We start from the raw sequence: 16,920 nt of genomic DNA on the forward strand, positions 1-16,920 counted from the left end.
AGCTATAATCTCGTTGAGTGCGCTTAACTCGTTGTTCTCTTTCGTGTTCCATAAAATAAGTCTCTTAATGTGTAAACTTATTTCAGGACAGGACAGTTGCTGTACTCTAAAAAGGATGTCGTTAGGCATCCTTTTTTTATTTGACAATTTGTATTGTCACAAATAGTATGGAAGTAATTTATATAACACAGATAACTGAAATGGAAATAAAAACAATTGCATTACCGACACGTCAAATCGAAGTAGAAGTGTATGCACCAGCACAGACTTCGGAAAAACAACCTGCAATCTTATTACTACATGAATTATTTGGCATACTCGATGTATATCGAGAAGATGCTCAAGACTTGGCAGATCGTGGTTATCTGGTTTATGTACCCAACTTATTTAGTGGTGGTGCAGTAAAATACTGTATTCGGGCGATGGTCAGTAAAGCAAGCCGTGTGAATGCTGCGGATAGTGAGGTTAACCAAGAAATTCATGTACTCTTAGATGCGTTAAAAACTGATCCAAGATCAAATGGTCGTTTAGGCATGTTAGGGCAGTGTTTAACCGGTGGCTATGTCATTCAGATGGCGAAACGGGATGATATGCTTGCACCTGTTGTTTATCACCATTCATTAGGGGTGCAGGGGGCTGGTGTTCCGAAAAAAGAATCTTTAGATGAGATTCGAATTTTGCAAGGGCATTGGTCTACGGTTGATCCATTTTGTCCTGCGGCGAAACGGAATAAATTAATTCAGCAACTCGGCGATCGTGTAGAAGCTTATACTTATAATATGCCGCATGGTTTCCGCAGCGTGAGTCGTGGATTGCCTGATGCCAAAGTGGTGTGGCAGCGTACAGTTGAGTTTTTTGACCGTGAATTAAAACAAAATGTAATATGAATTATTGCATCAACAGTTTATTATTTATCAGTATTTATCTTTCATATAGAAATAAAAAAGCGAGGGGAAAATGTCTCATAAATATGAATATGCTGGTTTTTGGATACGCGTAGGTGCAGCCATTCTGGATACGATCATTATTATTGTTGCTTTGATTCCATTCACCATGATTTTTGGTGGTGGTAGCACAACTGTATCATCAGATGGTCTTTCTTCATTCCAATTAATGTCAACATTTGATTGGATTTGGCAAATCGTGACAGCAGCTTTTTATATATTTTGCTGGGTTAAATTTGCAGGAACACCAGGAAAACGTTTATTGCGTTTAAAGGTGTTGGATGAGAAAACTGGTGAACATGTATCTGTTGGGCAAGGTATTATTCGTTATATCGGTTATTTCCCAGCAACCTTAGTGTTATTTATTGGTTTAATCTGGGTGGCCTTTGATCCTAAAAAGCAAGGCTGGCATGACAAAATGGCAAAAACAGTCGTTGTCAGAGAGCTGTAGTTTTGATTGTATTCCGATGAAAGTGAAGAAGAGTCATCATTTATGGTGGCTTTTTTTATTTTAGTACACTGAAAATAAATGAAACAGGAAGCATTGTCTCATAAATGATATATAAGTCTTTTATTGTTTCACATAGAATAAAATCGAATAAATAACAATGAGAACAGTATGAGTTCAGAGGCTGATTCAATAAGTTTAATTGCTCCAGTGGTTTTGTTGGCTGCGGCAGTGATTGCTGTGCCTATTTTTAAGCGAATTGGACTAGGTTCAGTATTAGGTTATCTAATTGCTGGCCTGATCATTGGGCCATTTGGTTTTGCATTTTTTCATGAATCGACATCCATCTTGCATATTGCTGAATTGGGCATTGTGATGTACCTATTCGTGATTGGTCTAGAAATGCAACCCTCACATTTATGGAGTCTTAGACGAGAAATCTTTGGTTTAGGTACCTTACAGATTGTAGTCAGTGCCTTAGCATTAACAGGTGTAGGCATTCTATTTGGATTTACATGGCAAGTTGCTTTTATTGCCGCAGCAGGTTTTGTGCTGACCTCAACCGCCATTGTGATGCAACTCCTTGGTGAGCGTGGTGACATTGCTCAACCACGAGGACAGAAGGTAGTTTCAATATTATTATTTGAAGACCTGCTTATCGTTCCATTATTGGCCGTCATTGCATTTATGGCACCCAATCATGTGGTGGAAACGACTTCAGCACGTATGGAAACCATTGGTATAGGTCTGATTGCGATAGCGGGTCTTATCGCAGCAGGGTATTGGTTGCTCAATCCGTTATTTAGATTATTGGCAGCGGCTAAAGCACGCGAAGTCATGACTGCCGCAGCACTTTTGGTGGTATTGGGTGCGGCATTGTTGATGCAAGTCAGTGGCTTATCGATGGCGATGGGTGCTTTTCTAGCAGGTGTACTGTTATCAGAGTCGACTTTTCGACATCAAATTGAGGCGGATATTGAGCCGTTTCGTGGGTTGTTACTGGGGCTCTTTTTCCTCGGTGTTGGGATGTCGCTAGATTTATCCGTAGTCGCACAGAATTGGCAGCTCATTATTAGTGGCGTTTTAGCCATGATGTTTGTCAAAGCATTGATGATTTATATTGTCGCTCGTGTCACTAAAAGTTCTCATACGGATGCTTTGGATCGTGCCTTACTCATGGCACAAGGGGGGGAGTTTGCATTTGTACTCTTTGCTGCCGCAGTCAGTGCTCAAGTAATTGATAATACAATCAAGTCAAATCTTACCGCAATCGTGGTACTTTCAATGGTACTCACACCTCTTTTTGGTATTATTTTTAAGCGATTTACAGAGGAAAAAGATACGATTTCTCTAGAAAACGTCAATATTGCGGAAGGTCTAAGTGGTCGTGTTTTAATGATTGGATTTGGCCGTTTTGGCCAGGTAGCCAGTCAATTATTATTGGCCAGAGGTGTTGATGTCACCATTATTGATAATGACATTGACATGATTCAAAACGCAGAGAAATTTGGTTTCAAAATCTATTATGGTGATGGCGCACGGTTAGATATTTTACATGCTTCTGGGGCTGAAAATGCCCAAGCCATCGTGGTTTGTGTCGATAATAAGGCAACAACCAATAAAATCGTCGAATTGGTAGGACATGAATTTCCACTGTCGAAACTACTGGTGAGATCTTATGACCGCGAACACTCGCTTTATTTGGTTAAGCACAAAGTCGATCACATCGTACGTGAAACCTTTGAATCGGCTATCAAGTTTGGCGGCGTGATTTTAAAAGAGTTAGGTGTCGATCAGGATGAAGTTAAACGGATTACTGATGAAATTCGTGATCGTGATGATGAGCGTTTTGAAACTGAAATTGCTGCGGATGATGTTTATGCGGGTGTCGGTTTACAGTACACGCATACACATCCACGACCTACAGAACCGCTGATTCGACCTAAGCAGGCTGGACGAATTTTAAATGATAACGAAGCACTAAAGGATTTAGAGGATAAATAGAGTTCAGTGCTTTTTGAAATGTAGTGAATAAGCCTTAGTTTGACTAAGGCTTATTTTTAAATCTAAATAATATTAAGACAACAATACCCAGAATAAGCCCCCAAAATGCAGAGCCTATTCCCCAAAACTGCACACCAGAAGCACTACATAAAAAGGTCAATAGGGCAGCTTCGCGTTCCTCAACATTTGAAAAAGCGACCGCAATGTTATGGCTAATGGTCGCAAATAATGCAATACCCGCAAGTGCCACAATAAAGATTTGTGGAAATGACATGAGTAGACTGACTAAGGTCGCCGCGAAAAGCCCCATGAAAATATAGAATAAACCACAACTGATCCCTGCAATATAGCGTTTGCTTGGATCAGGATGAACTTGATCGTCTAAACTTACGGCTGCACTAATCGCTGCCAAATTTACCGAAAAACAGCCAAAAGGTGCAAAAATAGTATGTGCAACACCAGTCCAACCAACCAGTTGATTGACATGAGGTTGATAGCCATAACTTTTGATCATCGCAATACCAGGTAAGTTTTGTGAGGTCATATTAATCACAAATAAAGGTAGAGCTAAACCCAGTAAAGCAGACCATGAAAATGCAGGTTGCATCCATACGGGCTGAGTTAAAGACCATGTAATGGGCTGGAGTTGAAAATCAATAAACAGCGGACAAATCGCAGCACCTAAAATCACAGTCAATACGATGCTATAGCGTGGAAATAGGCGCTTGGAGACAAGGTAAATCACCAACATGCTTAAGATAAAGCCGAGATGGCTTTCTAGACCACTAAAGATTTGAATCCCGAATTTGAGTAGAATTCCTGCCAGCATGGCACAGGTGAGACTGGCTGGAATATGCGCCAATAGCCTTTGAAAAACCCCTGAAAATCCAACGATTGCAATCGCAATACCACAGATGACAAATGCGCCAATGGCCTGATAAAGATCATAATGCCCAGTAGAAGCAATAATCAGTGCGATACCCGGGGTCGACCATGCCGTTGCTACAGGATATTTATATTTCCATGAGAGGATTAAGCCTGATAAGCCGATTGCTAGCCCGAGTGCCCAAAACCATGAGCTGATTTGTGCTGTGTTCGCACCTAAAGATTGGGCACCTTGAATGACCAGAACAGCCGAAACACTAATACCAATCAAAAAGGTAATAAAACCAGCAAATACTGCGGGGATTGAAAAATCTTGAATGAGGCGTTGCATTATATGCATCTATACGTGATTAAAATTTGTTGAAAAGTATATCGTTAATATGCCTTGAATCGTAGTTCTAAGATGATTGAATAAATTGATTAGTCGATCAAAATTTTTATTAAGATAGAGTTGAAGTCGCCAGTCTTAAGCCAAAACCAAAGAACAGAATCCCAACAAGGCAAATGCCACTCGCTGCAAGTTTATAATTGTGTTTGAAAAAACCAGCCAATTTTATACCTGAAAAAATCAAAGCAGTTAAATAGCTGAAGCTCACGATTTGTAAAATGATCGCTAAAAGCAAGAAACTTAATGCTGGATAAGCATAACTTGGTTCAACAAATTGTACGAAGAATGAGAGGAAAAATAAAATTGCTTTTGGATTTAACAAACTGATACTGAGCGCAGTACGATAAGGGTGAACCTTATCTAATTGTGGTAAATCAGCCATTTCTGCACGACGGGGTGGTCGATTCCAAGTCTGATAAGCGCCTTGCAGTAGCTTAAAGCCTAAATAAGCGAGGTAGCAGGCACCAGTTAATTTTAGAATGACAAACAGAATCGGAAAGGCTTTGAGTAATGAGGCTGCACCTAATACGGTACAAATAATTAAAATAAAATCACCTGTAAAAACGCCACCTGCCGCGGCATATCCTGTACGGACACCGTAGCGTGAAGCCACTGACATGACATAGATCGAGTTAGGGCCAGGTAATAATATGATTAAGATTGTACCAATAATATAAGTGGGTAAATCTATGATACCGAACACGATAAACTCATTAAAAAAACCGATTTTCGCTAATATAACAAAAATCGGTTTTTTTAGGTGAAAAATAGATTAATTATGGGGTGATTTCAGCGTCGATACCAAAAGATTGACGCAGTAACAAACTCAATTGATTTCGCGCTTTAATAAAGCCATCAATACCACCTTGGAGGAGTTGAAATGCCATTAAATCGTGTTCGAGTTCGGCTTTAAAACTTTCTTTGGTTTGAGCTGAACGTTCGATTGTTTCAGCTTGTTGAGCTGAAGTCGTTGATAATTGAGCTTCAACAAGCTGTTGATCTTGTTCTAATTGATTTAATAAATTCGGAGCAATGGTCAACAAATCACAACCTGCCAAACCAAGTACTTGGGCTGTACTGCGGAAACTCGCCCCCATGACTTGAGTTGAGATATCTTGTTGTTTGTAGTAATTATAAATTTTCTTAACTGATAAGACACCCGGATCTTTTTCAATGGGGTAGTGTTCAACAGCTTCGGCTTTTTTATACCAATCTAAGATTCGCCCAACGAAAGGTGAGATTAGGGTCACTTTTGCATCTGCACAGGCTTGTGCTTGATGTAAACCAAACAATAACGTGAGGTTACATGGAATCCCTTCAGCTTCTAAAACCTTAGCTGCTTGAATCCCTTCCCACGTAGACGCAATTTTAATCAAGATGCGTGATTGTTGAATACCATAATCTTGATAGAGTTTGGACAGTTCACGTGCTTTGGCAATCGTTGCTTCCGTATCATAAGAAAGCAAGGCATCAACTTCAGTCGAAACACGACCATCAATCAGTTTTAAAATTTCAACGCCAAATTTGACTGTTAAGATATCAATGGTACGTTCAACTAACTCATCACCTTGATAACCCTCTTGTTTTGCTTGTGCATAAGCATCTTCAATCAGTTGTCTACTGTCAGGTTGTTCAGCTGCTGCTGTAATCAGTGATGGATTTGTTGTTGCATCTAATGGGCGAAATTTTTCAATTGCTTCTAGATCACTACTATCTGCGACAACAGTCGTTAAATTCTTTAATTGGTTTAATGCGGTTTGAGTCATTGATATAACGTTCTTTCTTAAACAATATTATGGGTGACTTCATTTATAACACAATCTACAGGAAAGCAAAGCATCGCTTTTTTTAGAGAAATGTTTAGAATTTATTGAAGCTTCCTATTTCATTTGTTGACGTTGATTTCGAATGTACTCAATCAGAAAACGTGCGGCAGCGCCTAATTCGCTTTCACGACTCCAGACAAGATCAACGTAATATTCAAATTTTGGGCTAAAATCATATAAGTTTAAGATTTTTAGCTTCTTCTTTAATTCTGGGTTTTCGTTGAACATTTCTAAGGGAAGAACGCCCCAACCAAGATTCCGGACGATCATCATACAAGCTGAATGATGGTTATCAGTACGCCAATAATCTTTGGAAAAGAGGAGTTCTGGCTTGATGTTTTTGTCACGACTCGCAACAACGATTTGGCGTGTTTGCACCATTTGTTCGAACGACACTTTTTCAAGTTGAGCTAAAGGATGACTTTCAGCAATCACAGGCACCAAAGCTTCTCTTTTTAATTCAACAAACTGTTCACGACTATCCAAATGTTCTCGTTCAAACATCAAGGCCAATTGTGCAGATTGGTCGAGTAACATTTGCAGTGCATCTTCTTGAGGTGCGGAAACGATATTAATCGCAAGGCTAGGGAACTGCTGCTCAAGCAGGGTAATATAATCCGTCCAATTGGTATGTAATAGTTCTGAGACCACGACGATATTTAAAGTGGATTCTAGTCCTGTACTTAAGGCAAAGGCATGCTGTTTCCATTGATTCATTTCAATTAAAAGCTGTTGTGTTTTTTCGTAGAGGACGATTGCTTCTGCTGTTGGAGTTGGCTCACGTCCAATACGATCAAATAGGTTAAGGTCGAGGTCTATTTCCAAATTCGCAATCGACATGCTTACTGCAGAAGGCACTTTGCCTAACTTACGGGCAGCGGCGGAAAATGAACCTGTTTCGATCACGGTTTGAAACATGTGTAGTTGTTCTTGATTTATATTCATTTGTCAAAGCTGCTCATCTATCAAAAAAACTGAAAGAACCTGATTGGATCAATCAACATTATAAAAATAAAATGACTCATATCCAAACAATAGAGTGTTTTAAAAATGTTGATTTCCAAAAGAAGACTCATTCATGCGATTGTCTATGAAGTGATTTTATTGGTCATCATCGCAATTGCGTTAAGTTTTATTTTTAGCATGCCGTTAGAAGTCACGGGTGTTTTAGGTACGATTATGGCCGTGATTTCCGTGATTTGGAATATGATTTTTAACCATTATTTTGAGAAGGTGGAATATAAACACCAGTGGGAAAGAACCATTCCAGTACGTATTTTACATGCGATTGGCTTTGAGGGCGGTTTGATGCTCGCAACCATTCCAATTATTGCTTATATGATGCATATGAGTTTCATTGATGCATTAATTTTAGATTTTGGTTTAACCATGTGTATCTTGGTTTATACCTTTATCTTCCAGTGGTGTTATGACTCAGTAGAAGGTCGTTTCTTCCCAAATGCAAAGTTAGTATCGTAATTTGATTGATAAAGCATTCTTTGGACTGGGTCTAAAGAATGCTTTTTTGTATCTAAATAAAAGACATTTATAAGATTAATTCAATATCATCATGGTCGATGGCCAAGCGTTTGGCCTTCTTTGCAAAAGTTATTCTCGATTAGAAAATTATGCAAAGCTTATCTTATAAAAATATTTTTATTTATCACATGAAAAAGTTAATTTATTTGGAATGTGAATACACATCACAACATTGAATGTAATAACGTTTTAATTTTTGGAATTTTTCTTGAACTGGCTGTATATCCATAGTGTTGCTCCGCAATTTTTCTCTGCTTTGCTGACTACGCTGAAGATTTCGATCATCAGCATTATTCTGGCAATCTTGCTGGGTCTGGTCTGTAGTGTCCTTATTACTTATCGAGTTCGTATACTTGATAAAGTTGCAAAAATATATATTGAAATATCACGTAATACGCCGCTGTTGATTCAACTCTTTTTCCTATATTACGGTTTACCGAAAATCGGGATCAAAATTGATGGATTTACGTGTGGTGTCATCGGGCTGACCTTTCTGGGAGGCAGCTATATGGCCGAAGCCTTTAGAGCAGGATTGCAATCGGTTGCCAAAGGGCAAATTGATTCTGCACAAAGTATTGGACTCAAGCCTTATCAGATTTTTCAGTATGTGATTTTTCCTCAGGCACTTGCCGTGTCTATTCCTGCTATCGGTGCAAACTGTCTTTTTCTGATCAAGGAAAGTTCGGTGGTGAGTGCGATAGCCGTGGTTGAACTGTTGTTTGTGACCAAAGACCTAATTGGGATGGACTATAAGACCACAGAAGCCCTGTTTTTATTGATCATGTCTTATTTAATTATTTTATTGCCAGTGTCCATCTTGATCAGTTATTTGGAATACAGAAGTCGTCGGGTGAGCCATGGGGTTTGAATATTTATTTCAGCCAAGCCATCTCGAACGTTTGATGTATGGTTTGTGGGTGACCGCCCAGATCGCTTTTATTTCCGTATTTTTTTCAGCGATTTTTGGCACGCTTTTAGGTGTCATCATGACTTCTAAAAATCTACTGATCAGAAGTCTGTGTAAGCTGTATTTAGAAGCGATTCGGATTATTCCAATCTTGGTTTTGCTGTTTGTCTTCTACTTCGGTTTTGCCACTTGGTTTAACTGGCAATTTTCTGCTGTTTCAGTGTGCATTTTAGTGTTTGTATTATGGGGAACAGCCGAAATGGGGGATCTGGTTCGAGCTGCGATTAGCTCCATTGATCAGCATCAACGGGATGCTGCTTATGCACTGGGCTTAAGTCATGTACAGGCACTAGGCTATGTGATTTTTCCTCAAAGTTTAAAACGGGTCACGCCTGGAGCGATCAACCTGTTTACCCGAATGATCAAAACCAGTTCTCTAGCGGTATTGATCGGCGTGGTTGAAGTGATCAAAGTTGGGCAGCAAATTATTGAAAATTCTTTGTTGACGGTACCAACGGCTTCATTGTCGATCTATGGCTTTATTTTTATTTTGTATTTTTTGATCTGTTATCCCTTGTCTCGGTTGGCAGCACATCTGGAAAAAGCTTGGGAGTCATCATGACCTTGTTATCTATACAACAATTACAGAAATCATTTGCACAAAGTCATATTTTACAAGGTATTGATCTCGACGTAGAACAAGGTGAAGTGGTGGTGATTTTAGGGCCATCAGGTTGTGGTAAGAGCACTCTGTTACGGTGTATCAATGGGCTTGAACCTATACAAGGCGGAGAAATTTCTCTGGCTGGCTCTGGTGTGTTGGGTAAAGATTTACCTTGGGTGGATGTGCGTCAGAAGATCGGCATGGTCTTTCAGAACTATGAGCTCTTTGGGCATATGAACGTAATCGACAATATTCTGTTGGGTCCTTTAAAAGTACAGAAGCGACAACGTGCAGAGGCTGAACAGGTCGCAGATGCACTACTCAAACGGGTTGGGCTGTATGAACGCAAGCTGGATTATCCAAGACAGTTATCTGGTGGTCAAAAACAGCGTATTGCGATTGTTCGGTCACTGGTCATGCAACCTGAAGTGATTTTGCTGGACGAAATTACTGCGGCGCTTGACCCGGAAATGGTTCGGGAGGTTCTGGATGTGGTGCTGAAATTGGCCAATGAAGGCATGACCATGTTGATCGTGACGCATGAGATGTCTTTTGCGCGCAAGGTGGCTGATCGCATTATTTTTATGGACAAAGGCAAGATTGTTGAACAGGCACCACCACAGCAATTTTTTGAGCAGCCGCAAACAGAGCGAGCAAAGGCTTTTTTAAATATTTTGGCATATTGAACGATTTAATAATGAATATGAGAACATATATGAGCAGAGTACAATCATTCAAAACTTTCAGCAGTATTCTTTTGTTGGCTGCCTTATTCAGTGCATGTAGTAAAGCACCACAAACAGAAACGACTCAGGCGGATCATTCACTGGATCAAATCAAGAATCAGGATGTGTTAATAGTCGCAGTTTTTGCAGATAATCCACCATTTGGCTATGTCGATAGCCGTGGGGAACATCAAGGTTTTGATATCGAGCTGGCAAAACAGGTGACCAAGGATCTGTTGGGTGATGAAAACAAAGTACAGTTTGTGATCACTGAGGCAGCCAATCGGGTCGAATTCTTGAAATCCAATAAAGTTGATGTGGTTTTTGCCAGTTTTTCTGTCACACCAGAACGTCAGGAAGTGGTGGATTTTGCTGAGCCTTATTTAAAAGCCGCATTGGGAATTGTTTCACCTAAAAAGACAGCCATCACAGCAGTGGAACAGTTACAAGGGAAAACCTTGATCGTTAATAAAGGTTCAAGCTCAGATATATTTTTCACGAAAAATTATCCAAAAGTTAAGTTGCTTAAGTTTGAGCAAAATACTGATGCCTTTAATGCCCTTAAGGATGGTCGTGGTGATGCTATTTCGCAGGATAGTACTTATGCATTGGCTTGGGTTGCAAAAAATCCAGAATATGTGGCAGGTATCCAGCAGATTGGCAATGAAGATTTCATTGCTCCTGCGGTTAGAAAAGGTAATACCCAGTTATTGAATTGGCTGAATACCGAAATTACACAATTAAGAAATACGGGGGAGGTACAAAAAATCTACGACCAAACCCTTAAACCTGTTTATGGCGAAAGTGTAGATGCCAACGTTTTTTTAAATGTGGCTCAATCATAATTTCTCACTATTCTCAATACACAACTTAAAACATAAACCTAATCAGAGGTAGAATAATGACCAGTTTAAGCTTTAAAAATCTAAAATATTTGTTTGCAGCATCATTAATCGGTATCAGCTTATCTGCATGCGATAAAAATAATCAGCATCCAACCGAACAGGATCAGCAAGTATCGAGTATTGAGCAAATTAAGAAAAATGGTGTAGTTCGGATTGGTGTGTTTAGTGATAAACCACCATTTGGTTATTTGGATGAACAAGGGAAAAATCAGGGATTTGACGTTGAAATTGCTAAACATGTCGCCAAGGATCTGCTGGGAGACGAAAATAAAGTCGAGTTTGTTTTGACGGAAGCCGCGAATCGTGTGGAATACTTAAAAGCCAATAAAGTCGATATTATTTTTGCCAACTTTACGGTTACACCAGAACGTCAAGAAGTCGTGGATTTTGCTAGCCCATATTTAAAGGTTGCCTTGGGCGTGGTATCTCCTAAAGGTCAGGTAATTACCGATATTGCCCAGCTAAAAGATAAAACCTTGTTGGTTAATAAGGGGACAACTGCGGATGCATTCTTCAGTAAACAACATCCAGAGATTAAACTGCAAAAGTATGAGCAAAATACCGAAACTTTTGATGCTTTGAGAGATGGTCGTGGCGTAGCACTTGCACACGATAATCTACTGGTCTTGGCTTGGGCTAAAGAAAATCCGAATTATACGGTGGGTATTACCAGTCTAGGACAACAGGACTTGATTGCACCCGCGGTGAAAAAAGGCAATCAGGAACTTTTAGATTGGCTCAATCAAGATCTTGAAAAACTGGCAAAAGAAGGTGTCATTCATCAAGCCTATGAGAAAACTTTAAAACCAGTGTATGGCGATGCGATTGCCGCACAAGATCTGATCATTGAATAACAGCATATTAATTTGATTTAAAAAGCGGCACTAATAAGATGCCGCTTTTTAAATGTTACTTTCATACTGAAAACTTGGTACTGTCATAAAGAAAGTGGTTTATATCATGGAGTTTTTAAATTTGGATATATATATTCACTAGACCACTTTCATCATTATTTAGCCTCTTTGTCTTCCTCCCATCGGAAGAATGAGGAACGATTGAAGTTCCGCAAGGGGATCTATGAAAGACGTCTACTTAGATTTGATCAAAATGGCAAACAGAAAAATAATCTTAGGTCAAAGCAATAAGATCAAAATGGGTTATATATGGACAGTATTGAGAATAGGAAAAAAGTACGATGAATTTAAAAGGAAAAACAATTGTACTTACTGGTGCATCTGGTGGGATAGGTGAACAGGCTGCAATTCAACTGGCTTTATTAGGTGCAAATATTTGTTTGATTGCTCGTCGTGCAGACGAATTAGAGCGTGTACAGAATATTATCCACGGACAAGGTGGTAATGCATGGATTTATCCTGTTGATATTACCTTGGATGAAGACGCGAAACAGTGTATTGAACAAATCTTAAGTGAACATGTAAAAGTTGATGTATTAATTAACAATGCTGCTCGTTCTATACGTCGTCCTATTACTCAAGCATTGGATCGGTTACATGATTATGAGCGGACCATGCAAATTAATTATTTTGCAGCATTACGTTTGACATTAGGCTTCTTACCACACTTTCTCGCAAATGGTCGTGGACATATTATCAATATATCAACGATGTCTACTCAAGTACCCATTCCCTTGTTTTCAGCATATTTAGCCAGTAAATCTGCATTGGAATCCTTTTCTCGATCACTCAGCATGGAGTTAGGCGATCAAGGAATTGACGTGAGTATTGTATATTTTCCAATGGTACGAACCCCGATGTCATCTAAAACCACTATCTATAAACATATGCGTATGCTGGATACCTCTACGGCAGCGAGTTGGATCGTCAAGGCTGTACAGCAAAAATCATATCGTATAACGAGTACCAGTGGTGCAATTGCAAATGCTTTGCTTAATACAGCACCTGCTACTGTCATGAATTTAACTCGACCGTTATTTCGCTTGATGGATCGTCGGCTAGAAAAAAAGTTAAAAGATAAATCCAGCTAACCTTTTGTTAACGTATAAAGAAAGAGCTAATTCATTGTAAATGGATAAGTAAGTTGATTGGATTGCTTGTGTCAATAACTTAGATAATAGCGAGTTTATAAGGCGTCTATCTTATTTCTACTGCTGTTTTTTTACTTTCTAGATTCATATCCACATAAAAAACAACATGCTAAACTAGGCTACTTGTCTTTCAAATTGCATGATTTTCTCTATGTTTCAGCAAGAAATCTCTCAATTAAACTTACAACAACTCAAAGCAGGCGAAAAACGCTGGATTGGTTCCTTACTAGGATCATCAGCCGCACTATTATTTAAAGAAATTGCCACGCAAAGTTCAAACCTATATGTGATTGTGACGAGGAATAATCAGCACCTTGCACAGTTAGAAAGTGAACTCGAATTTTATGGTATCAAACCAGTAATTTTCCCAGACTGGGAAATTTTACCTTATGACCGATTGTCCCCACACCAAGATATTGTTTCAGAACGCTTGGCTATTTTATCCAACATGCCACAAAAAGGCATTTTACTTGTTTCAGCCAGCACCTTAGCGCAACGAGTTGCACCTTATTCATGGGTCGTCGGTGAACACTTTGATATCAAAGTGGGACAAAAGCTAGATTTAGAGGTGCAGAAAAAGCAACTGGTTCAGGCTGGCTACCGTTTAGTTGATACCGTCTATGATCATGGTGAGTTTGCTGTTCGCGGCAGCATTATGGATATTTTTGCATCTGGGCAAGAACAACCGATCCGAATAGATCTATTTGATGATGAAATAGAAAGCCTAAAATTCTTTGATCCCGAAACGCAACGAACCACAGAATCCTTAAAAAACTTTACAGTTTTACCTGCAAAAGAATTTCCGCTAAAAGAAGGGCGCTCTACCTTTAGAGATCGTTATGCAGAAAGTTTTCCGACCGCCAATCCGAAGAAAAATCCCATTTATCAAGATGTATTAGAAGGGATTGCGACGCCTGGATTGGAGTTCTACTTACCATTGTTTTTTGATAAAAAGACAATGGAAGCACAAAGCACGCTAACGATGTACTTACCAAAGAATTGCATTGTCATTACAAATAATGAAGTTGAAGATGAATTAATCAACTTTTGGAAAGAAGTCGTACGTCGTTACGAAGATCGCCGTCACAATATCGATCAACCGATTCTTCCACCTGAAGAATTATTTTTAACGCCAAACCATGTGTTGCAGGCGTTAAATCAACTTCCACGAATTATTGCATCTGCTGACGCTTTTGAAAACAAAGCTGGTGTACTGAATTTAACGGCTGAGCCACCGACTAAACTTGCAGTTGAGCCAAAAAAAGAGCAGCCTTTTGAAGCGGTCAAACGTTATGTGGATCGAAGCAATCACCCTGTTTTATTGGTGGCTGAAAGTGCGGGTCGTCGTGAAACCTTAAAAGATGCATTACGTTCAGCTTTGGGTGAAATTACGACAGTAGAAAGTTTTGCTCAATTCCAAAAAGAAAAATTACGTGTTGCGATTACCAATGCACCTTTAGATCGTGGGTTATTGTTAACTGATCAACTCTCCGTTATTTCAGAAAATCAGTTGTATGAACATCGTGTCATGCAACGCCGTCGAAAGCGTCAACAAGAAGTTTCTGAAGAGTTCTTAGTCCGTAGTTTAACTGAGTTAAATATTGGCGCGCCTGTGGTTCATATTGATCATGGTGTGGGACGTTATGCTGGTTTGGTTACACTGGAAATTGATCAACAAGATTATGAGTTCTTACAACTTGATTATGCGGATAGTGCAAAAATATATGTACCTGTCACTAACTTACATTTAATCAGTCGTTATAGCGGTGGTGATCCTGATCTTGCGCCTTTACATAAAATTGGTACGGATACGTGGAGCAAAGCCAAACGCAAAGCTTTAGAACAAATTCATGATGTTGCTGCTGAGTTGTTGCATATTCAGGCACGTCGTCAAGCTAAACCTGGCTTTGCTTTTGAGCTTGATCAAATGGCATATATGCAATTTTCCAGTGGTTTTGCTTATGAAGAAACGCTGGACCAAGCCAACGCCATTGATGCCACATTACATGATATGCAATTGGCTAAGCCGATGGATCGTTTAGTCTGTGGTGATGTCGGTTTTGGTAAAACCGAAGTTGCGATGCGAGCAGCTTTTGTCGCAGTGCAAAATGGTAAACAAGTCGCTGTACTTGTGCCGACGACATTATTGGCACAACAGCATTTTGAATCATTTAAAGATCGCTTTGCTGATACCGCCGTTAGAATTGAGGTTTTATCTCGTTTTGGCAGTAATAAAACACATTTAAAAATCATCGAAGATTTAGCAGATGGTAAAGTCGATATCGTGGTGGGAACGCATAAGATCCTACAAGAAAATATCCAATTTAATCATTTAGGTTTAATGATTGTAGATGAAGAACACCGCTTTGGGGTTCGAGACAAAGAGCGGATCAAAGCTTTACGTGCCGATGTCGATATGTTGACCTTAACCGCAACACCGATTCCGCGGACATTGAACATGGCATTTTCTGGCATGCGTGATCTGTCGATTATTGCTACGCCTCCTGCACGTCGTTTAGCGGTAAAAACCTTTGTGCAAGAACATACCGATGACTCAATCAAAGAAGCCATTTTGCGTGAGTTATTGCGTGGTGGGCAGGTATATCTTCTACACAATGAAGTGGAAAGCATTGAGCGAGCGGCTGAAACGATTCGTACTTTAGTCCCTGAAGCACGTGTCGCAGTTGCACATGGGCAAATGCGCGAACGTGAACTCGAACAAGTGATGCAGCAGTTCTATCACAAAGAATATAATGTTTTGGTGTGCTCGACGATTATCGAAACAGGGATTGATGTCCCAAATGCCAATACTATTATTATTGAGCGTGCTGATAAGTTAGGTTTAGCGCAGCTCCACCAATTACGTGGGCGTGTTGGTCGTTCGCATCATCAGGCTTATGCATACTTATTGGTACCTTCGCTGAAGCACTTAAAAGGGGATGCCGAAAAGCGTTTAGATGCGATTCAGCGTGCTTCAACTTTAGGTGCTGGCTTTATGCTGGCGACAGAGGATTTGGAAATCCGTGGTGCGGGTGAGCTGTTAGGTGAGCAGCAAAGTGGTTCTATGCATGCCATTGGTTATAGCTTGTATATGGAAATGCTTGAAAAGGCGACCAAAGCGATTCAAAAAGGAAAAACACCAAACTTTGATGCGCCATTGTCATTGACTGCTGAGATTAATCTTCATATGCCAGCACTCATTCCAGACGATTATTTGGGTGATGTACATCAGCGTTTACTGTTCTATAAGCGTATTAGTAATACCGATACGCAGGAAAAGTTGGACAATATCCGCATGGAATTGATCGACCGTTTTGGTATTCCACCACAATCAGTTAAGCAACTCTTTAGCGTTCATCAAATCCGCTTGAAAGCTGAACAACTTGGGATGACCAAAGTTGATATCAATAGCAATGGGGGCTATGTTGAATTTTCACCTGATACCCCAGTACAAGCGGTCAGCATTATTCAATTGATGCAGAAAAATCCAACTTATTATCGAATGGAGGGTGGTCAACGCTTGAAAATTATGGTGCAGCTTGCTGAATATGATAAGCGTATTCAATTCATTATTGATTTATTGAATAAATTATTAAGTGAAATGAATGACTAGAAAAAAA

General features: G+C 39.7%; 15 protein-coding genes. 11 read left to right on the top strand and 4 right to left on the bottom strand.

Translation table 11 applies throughout. The features are described from left to right. Positions 1-200 precede the first annotated feature (200 nt). The 3 genes from MMP72_RS14145 (at position 201) to MMP72_RS14155 (ending at position 3,396) form a co-directional block, all read left to right on the top strand. Positions 201-887 carry a dienelactone hydrolase family protein gene (locus MMP72_RS14145; RefSeq protein ID WP_241318314.1) on the top strand — a complete coding sequence of 229 codons (687 nt, stop codon included), beginning with the start codon at positions 201-203 and terminating at the stop codon, positions 885-887. Positions 888-957: 70 nt separating this feature from the next. Then, positions 958-1,395, top strand: a complete 438-nt coding sequence (locus tag MMP72_RS14150) for an RDD family protein (RefSeq protein ID WP_241318317.1) — start codon at positions 958-960, stop codon at positions 1,393-1,395. A gap of 168 nt (positions 1,396-1,563) precedes the next feature. After that, positions 1,564-3,396, top strand: coding sequence for a monovalent cation:proton antiporter-2 (CPA2) family protein (locus MMP72_RS14155; protein WP_241318319.1), 1,833 nt, complete (start codon positions 1,564-1,566; stop codon positions 3,394-3,396). A gap of 43 nt (positions 3,397-3,439) precedes the next feature. On the opposite strand, the gene MMP72_RS14160 is transcribed toward MMP72_RS14155, so the two are convergent. From MMP72_RS14160 to MMP72_RS14175, 4 genes are all read right to left on the bottom strand, one after another. Next, entirely contained in the window at positions 3,440-4,612 is a 1,173-nt protein-coding gene (locus MMP72_RS14160; protein ID WP_241318321.1) for a benzoate/H(+) symporter BenE family transporter, read from the bottom strand. A 109-nt stretch (positions 4,613-4,721) separates the two neighbouring features. After that, entirely contained in the window at positions 4,722-5,372 is a 651-nt protein-coding gene (leuE, locus tag MMP72_RS14165; RefSeq protein ID WP_241318324.1) for a leucine efflux protein LeuE, read from the bottom strand. A 73-nt stretch (positions 5,373-5,445) separates the two neighbouring features. Next, positions 5,446-6,435, bottom strand: a complete 990-nt coding sequence (tal, locus tag MMP72_RS14170; RefSeq protein ID WP_241318326.1) for a transaldolase — start codon at positions 6,433-6,435, stop codon at positions 5,446-5,448. A gap of 114 nt (positions 6,436-6,549) precedes the next feature. Beyond that, on the bottom strand, positions 6,550-7,440 hold the full coding sequence (locus MMP72_RS14175) for a LysR family transcriptional regulator (RefSeq protein ID WP_241318328.1): 891 nt from the start codon (positions 7,438-7,440) through the stop codon (positions 6,550-6,552). A 105-nt stretch (positions 7,441-7,545) separates the two neighbouring features. Here MMP72_RS14175 and aceI point away from each other — a divergent pair, with 105 nt between their 5' ends. The 8 genes from aceI to mfd all read left to right on the top strand — a co-directional run bounded on the left by aceI (position 7,546) and on the right by mfd (position 16,913). Then, positions 7,546-7,974 carry a chlorhexidine efflux PACE transporter AceI gene (gene aceI / locus MMP72_RS14180; protein WP_241318330.1) on the top strand — a complete coding sequence of 143 codons (429 nt, stop codon included), beginning with the start codon at positions 7,546-7,548 and terminating at the stop codon, positions 7,972-7,974. A 268-nt stretch (positions 7,975-8,242) separates the two neighbouring features. Then, a complete protein-coding gene (locus tag MMP72_RS14185) occupies positions 8,243-8,902 on the top strand; it encodes an amino acid ABC transporter permease (protein ID WP_241318332.1) in 660 nt (219 codons plus the stop codon). Next, on the top strand, positions 8,892-9,563 hold the full coding sequence (locus MMP72_RS14190) for an amino acid ABC transporter permease (RefSeq protein WP_241318333.1): 672 nt from the start codon (positions 8,892-8,894) through the stop codon (positions 9,561-9,563). The genes MMP72_RS14185 and MMP72_RS14190 overlap by 11 nt, the downstream gene beginning before the upstream one ends. Then, a complete protein-coding gene (locus MMP72_RS14195) occupies positions 9,560-10,291 on the top strand; it encodes an amino acid ABC transporter ATP-binding protein (RefSeq protein ID WP_241318336.1) in 732 nt (243 codons plus the stop codon). Before MMP72_RS14190 ends, MMP72_RS14195 begins: the two co-directional genes overlap by 4 nt. Before the next feature lie 29 nt (positions 10,292-10,320). After that, positions 10,321-11,175: a transporter substrate-binding domain-containing protein gene (locus MMP72_RS14200; protein WP_241318338.1), complete on the top strand. Its 855-nt coding sequence runs from the start codon at positions 10,321-10,323 to the stop codon at positions 11,173-11,175. Positions 11,176-11,231: 56 nt separating this feature from the next. Beyond that, positions 11,232-12,089, top strand: coding sequence for a cysteine ABC transporter substrate-binding protein (locus tag MMP72_RS14205; RefSeq protein ID WP_241318340.1), 858 nt, complete (start codon positions 11,232-11,234; stop codon positions 12,087-12,089). A gap of 341 nt (positions 12,090-12,430) precedes the next feature. Beyond that, complete coding sequence (locus MMP72_RS14210; protein WP_241318342.1) at positions 12,431-13,240, top strand: SDR family NAD(P)-dependent oxidoreductase; 810 nt, start codon at positions 12,431-12,433, stop codon at positions 13,238-13,240. A gap of 211 nt (positions 13,241-13,451) precedes the next feature. Continuing rightward, positions 13,452-16,913 carry a transcription-repair coupling factor gene (mfd, locus tag MMP72_RS14215; protein WP_241318344.1) on the top strand — a complete coding sequence of 1,154 codons (3,462 nt, stop codon included), beginning with the start codon at positions 13,452-13,454 and terminating at the stop codon, positions 16,911-16,913. Positions 16,914-16,920: the final 7 nt, after the last annotated feature.

Origin of the sequence: Acinetobacter sp. NIPH 2699 (genome assembly GCF_022549355.1) — a bacterium.
In the GTDB taxonomy this organism is placed as follows: domain Bacteria; phylum Pseudomonadota; class Gammaproteobacteria; order Pseudomonadales; family Moraxellaceae; genus Acinetobacter.

Coding starts and splice junctions, on each gene's coding strand:
- MMP72_RS14145 (WP_241318314.1), top strand. CDS start 201: ATGGAAATAAAAACAATTGCATTACCGACACGTCAAATCGAAGTAGAA.
- MMP72_RS14150 (WP_241318317.1), top strand. CDS start 958: ATGTCTCATAAATATGAATATGCTGGTTTTTGGATACGCGTAGGTGCA.
- MMP72_RS14155 (WP_241318319.1), top strand. CDS start 1,564: ATGAGTTCAGAGGCTGATTCAATAAGTTTAATTGCTCCAGTGGTTTTG.
- MMP72_RS14160 (WP_241318321.1), bottom strand. CDS start 4,612: ATGCAACGCCTCATTCAAGATTTTTCAATCCCCGCAGTATTTGCTGGT.
- tal (WP_241318326.1), bottom strand. CDS start 6,435: ATGACTCAAACCGCATTAAACCAATTAAAGAATTTAACGACTGTTGTC.
- MMP72_RS14175 (WP_241318328.1), bottom strand. CDS start 7,440: ATGAATATAAATCAAGAACAACTACACATGTTTCAAACCGTGATCGAA.
- aceI (WP_241318330.1), top strand. CDS start 7,546: ATGTTGATTTCCAAAAGAAGACTCATTCATGCGATTGTCTATGAAGTG.
- MMP72_RS14190 (WP_241318333.1), top strand. CDS start 8,892: ATGGGGTTTGAATATTTATTTCAGCCAAGCCATCTCGAACGTTTGATG.
- MMP72_RS14195 (WP_241318336.1), top strand. CDS start 9,560: ATGACCTTGTTATCTATACAACAATTACAGAAATCATTTGCACAAAGT.
- MMP72_RS14200 (WP_241318338.1), top strand. CDS start 10,321: ATGAGCAGAGTACAATCATTCAAAACTTTCAGCAGTATTCTTTTGTTG.
- MMP72_RS14205 (WP_241318340.1), top strand. CDS start 11,232: ATGACCAGTTTAAGCTTTAAAAATCTAAAATATTTGTTTGCAGCATCA.
- MMP72_RS14210 (WP_241318342.1), top strand. CDS start 12,431: ATGAATTTAAAAGGAAAAACAATTGTACTTACTGGTGCATCTGGTGGG.
- mfd (WP_241318344.1), top strand. CDS start 13,452: ATGTTTCAGCAAGAAATCTCTCAATTAAACTTACAACAACTCAAAGCA.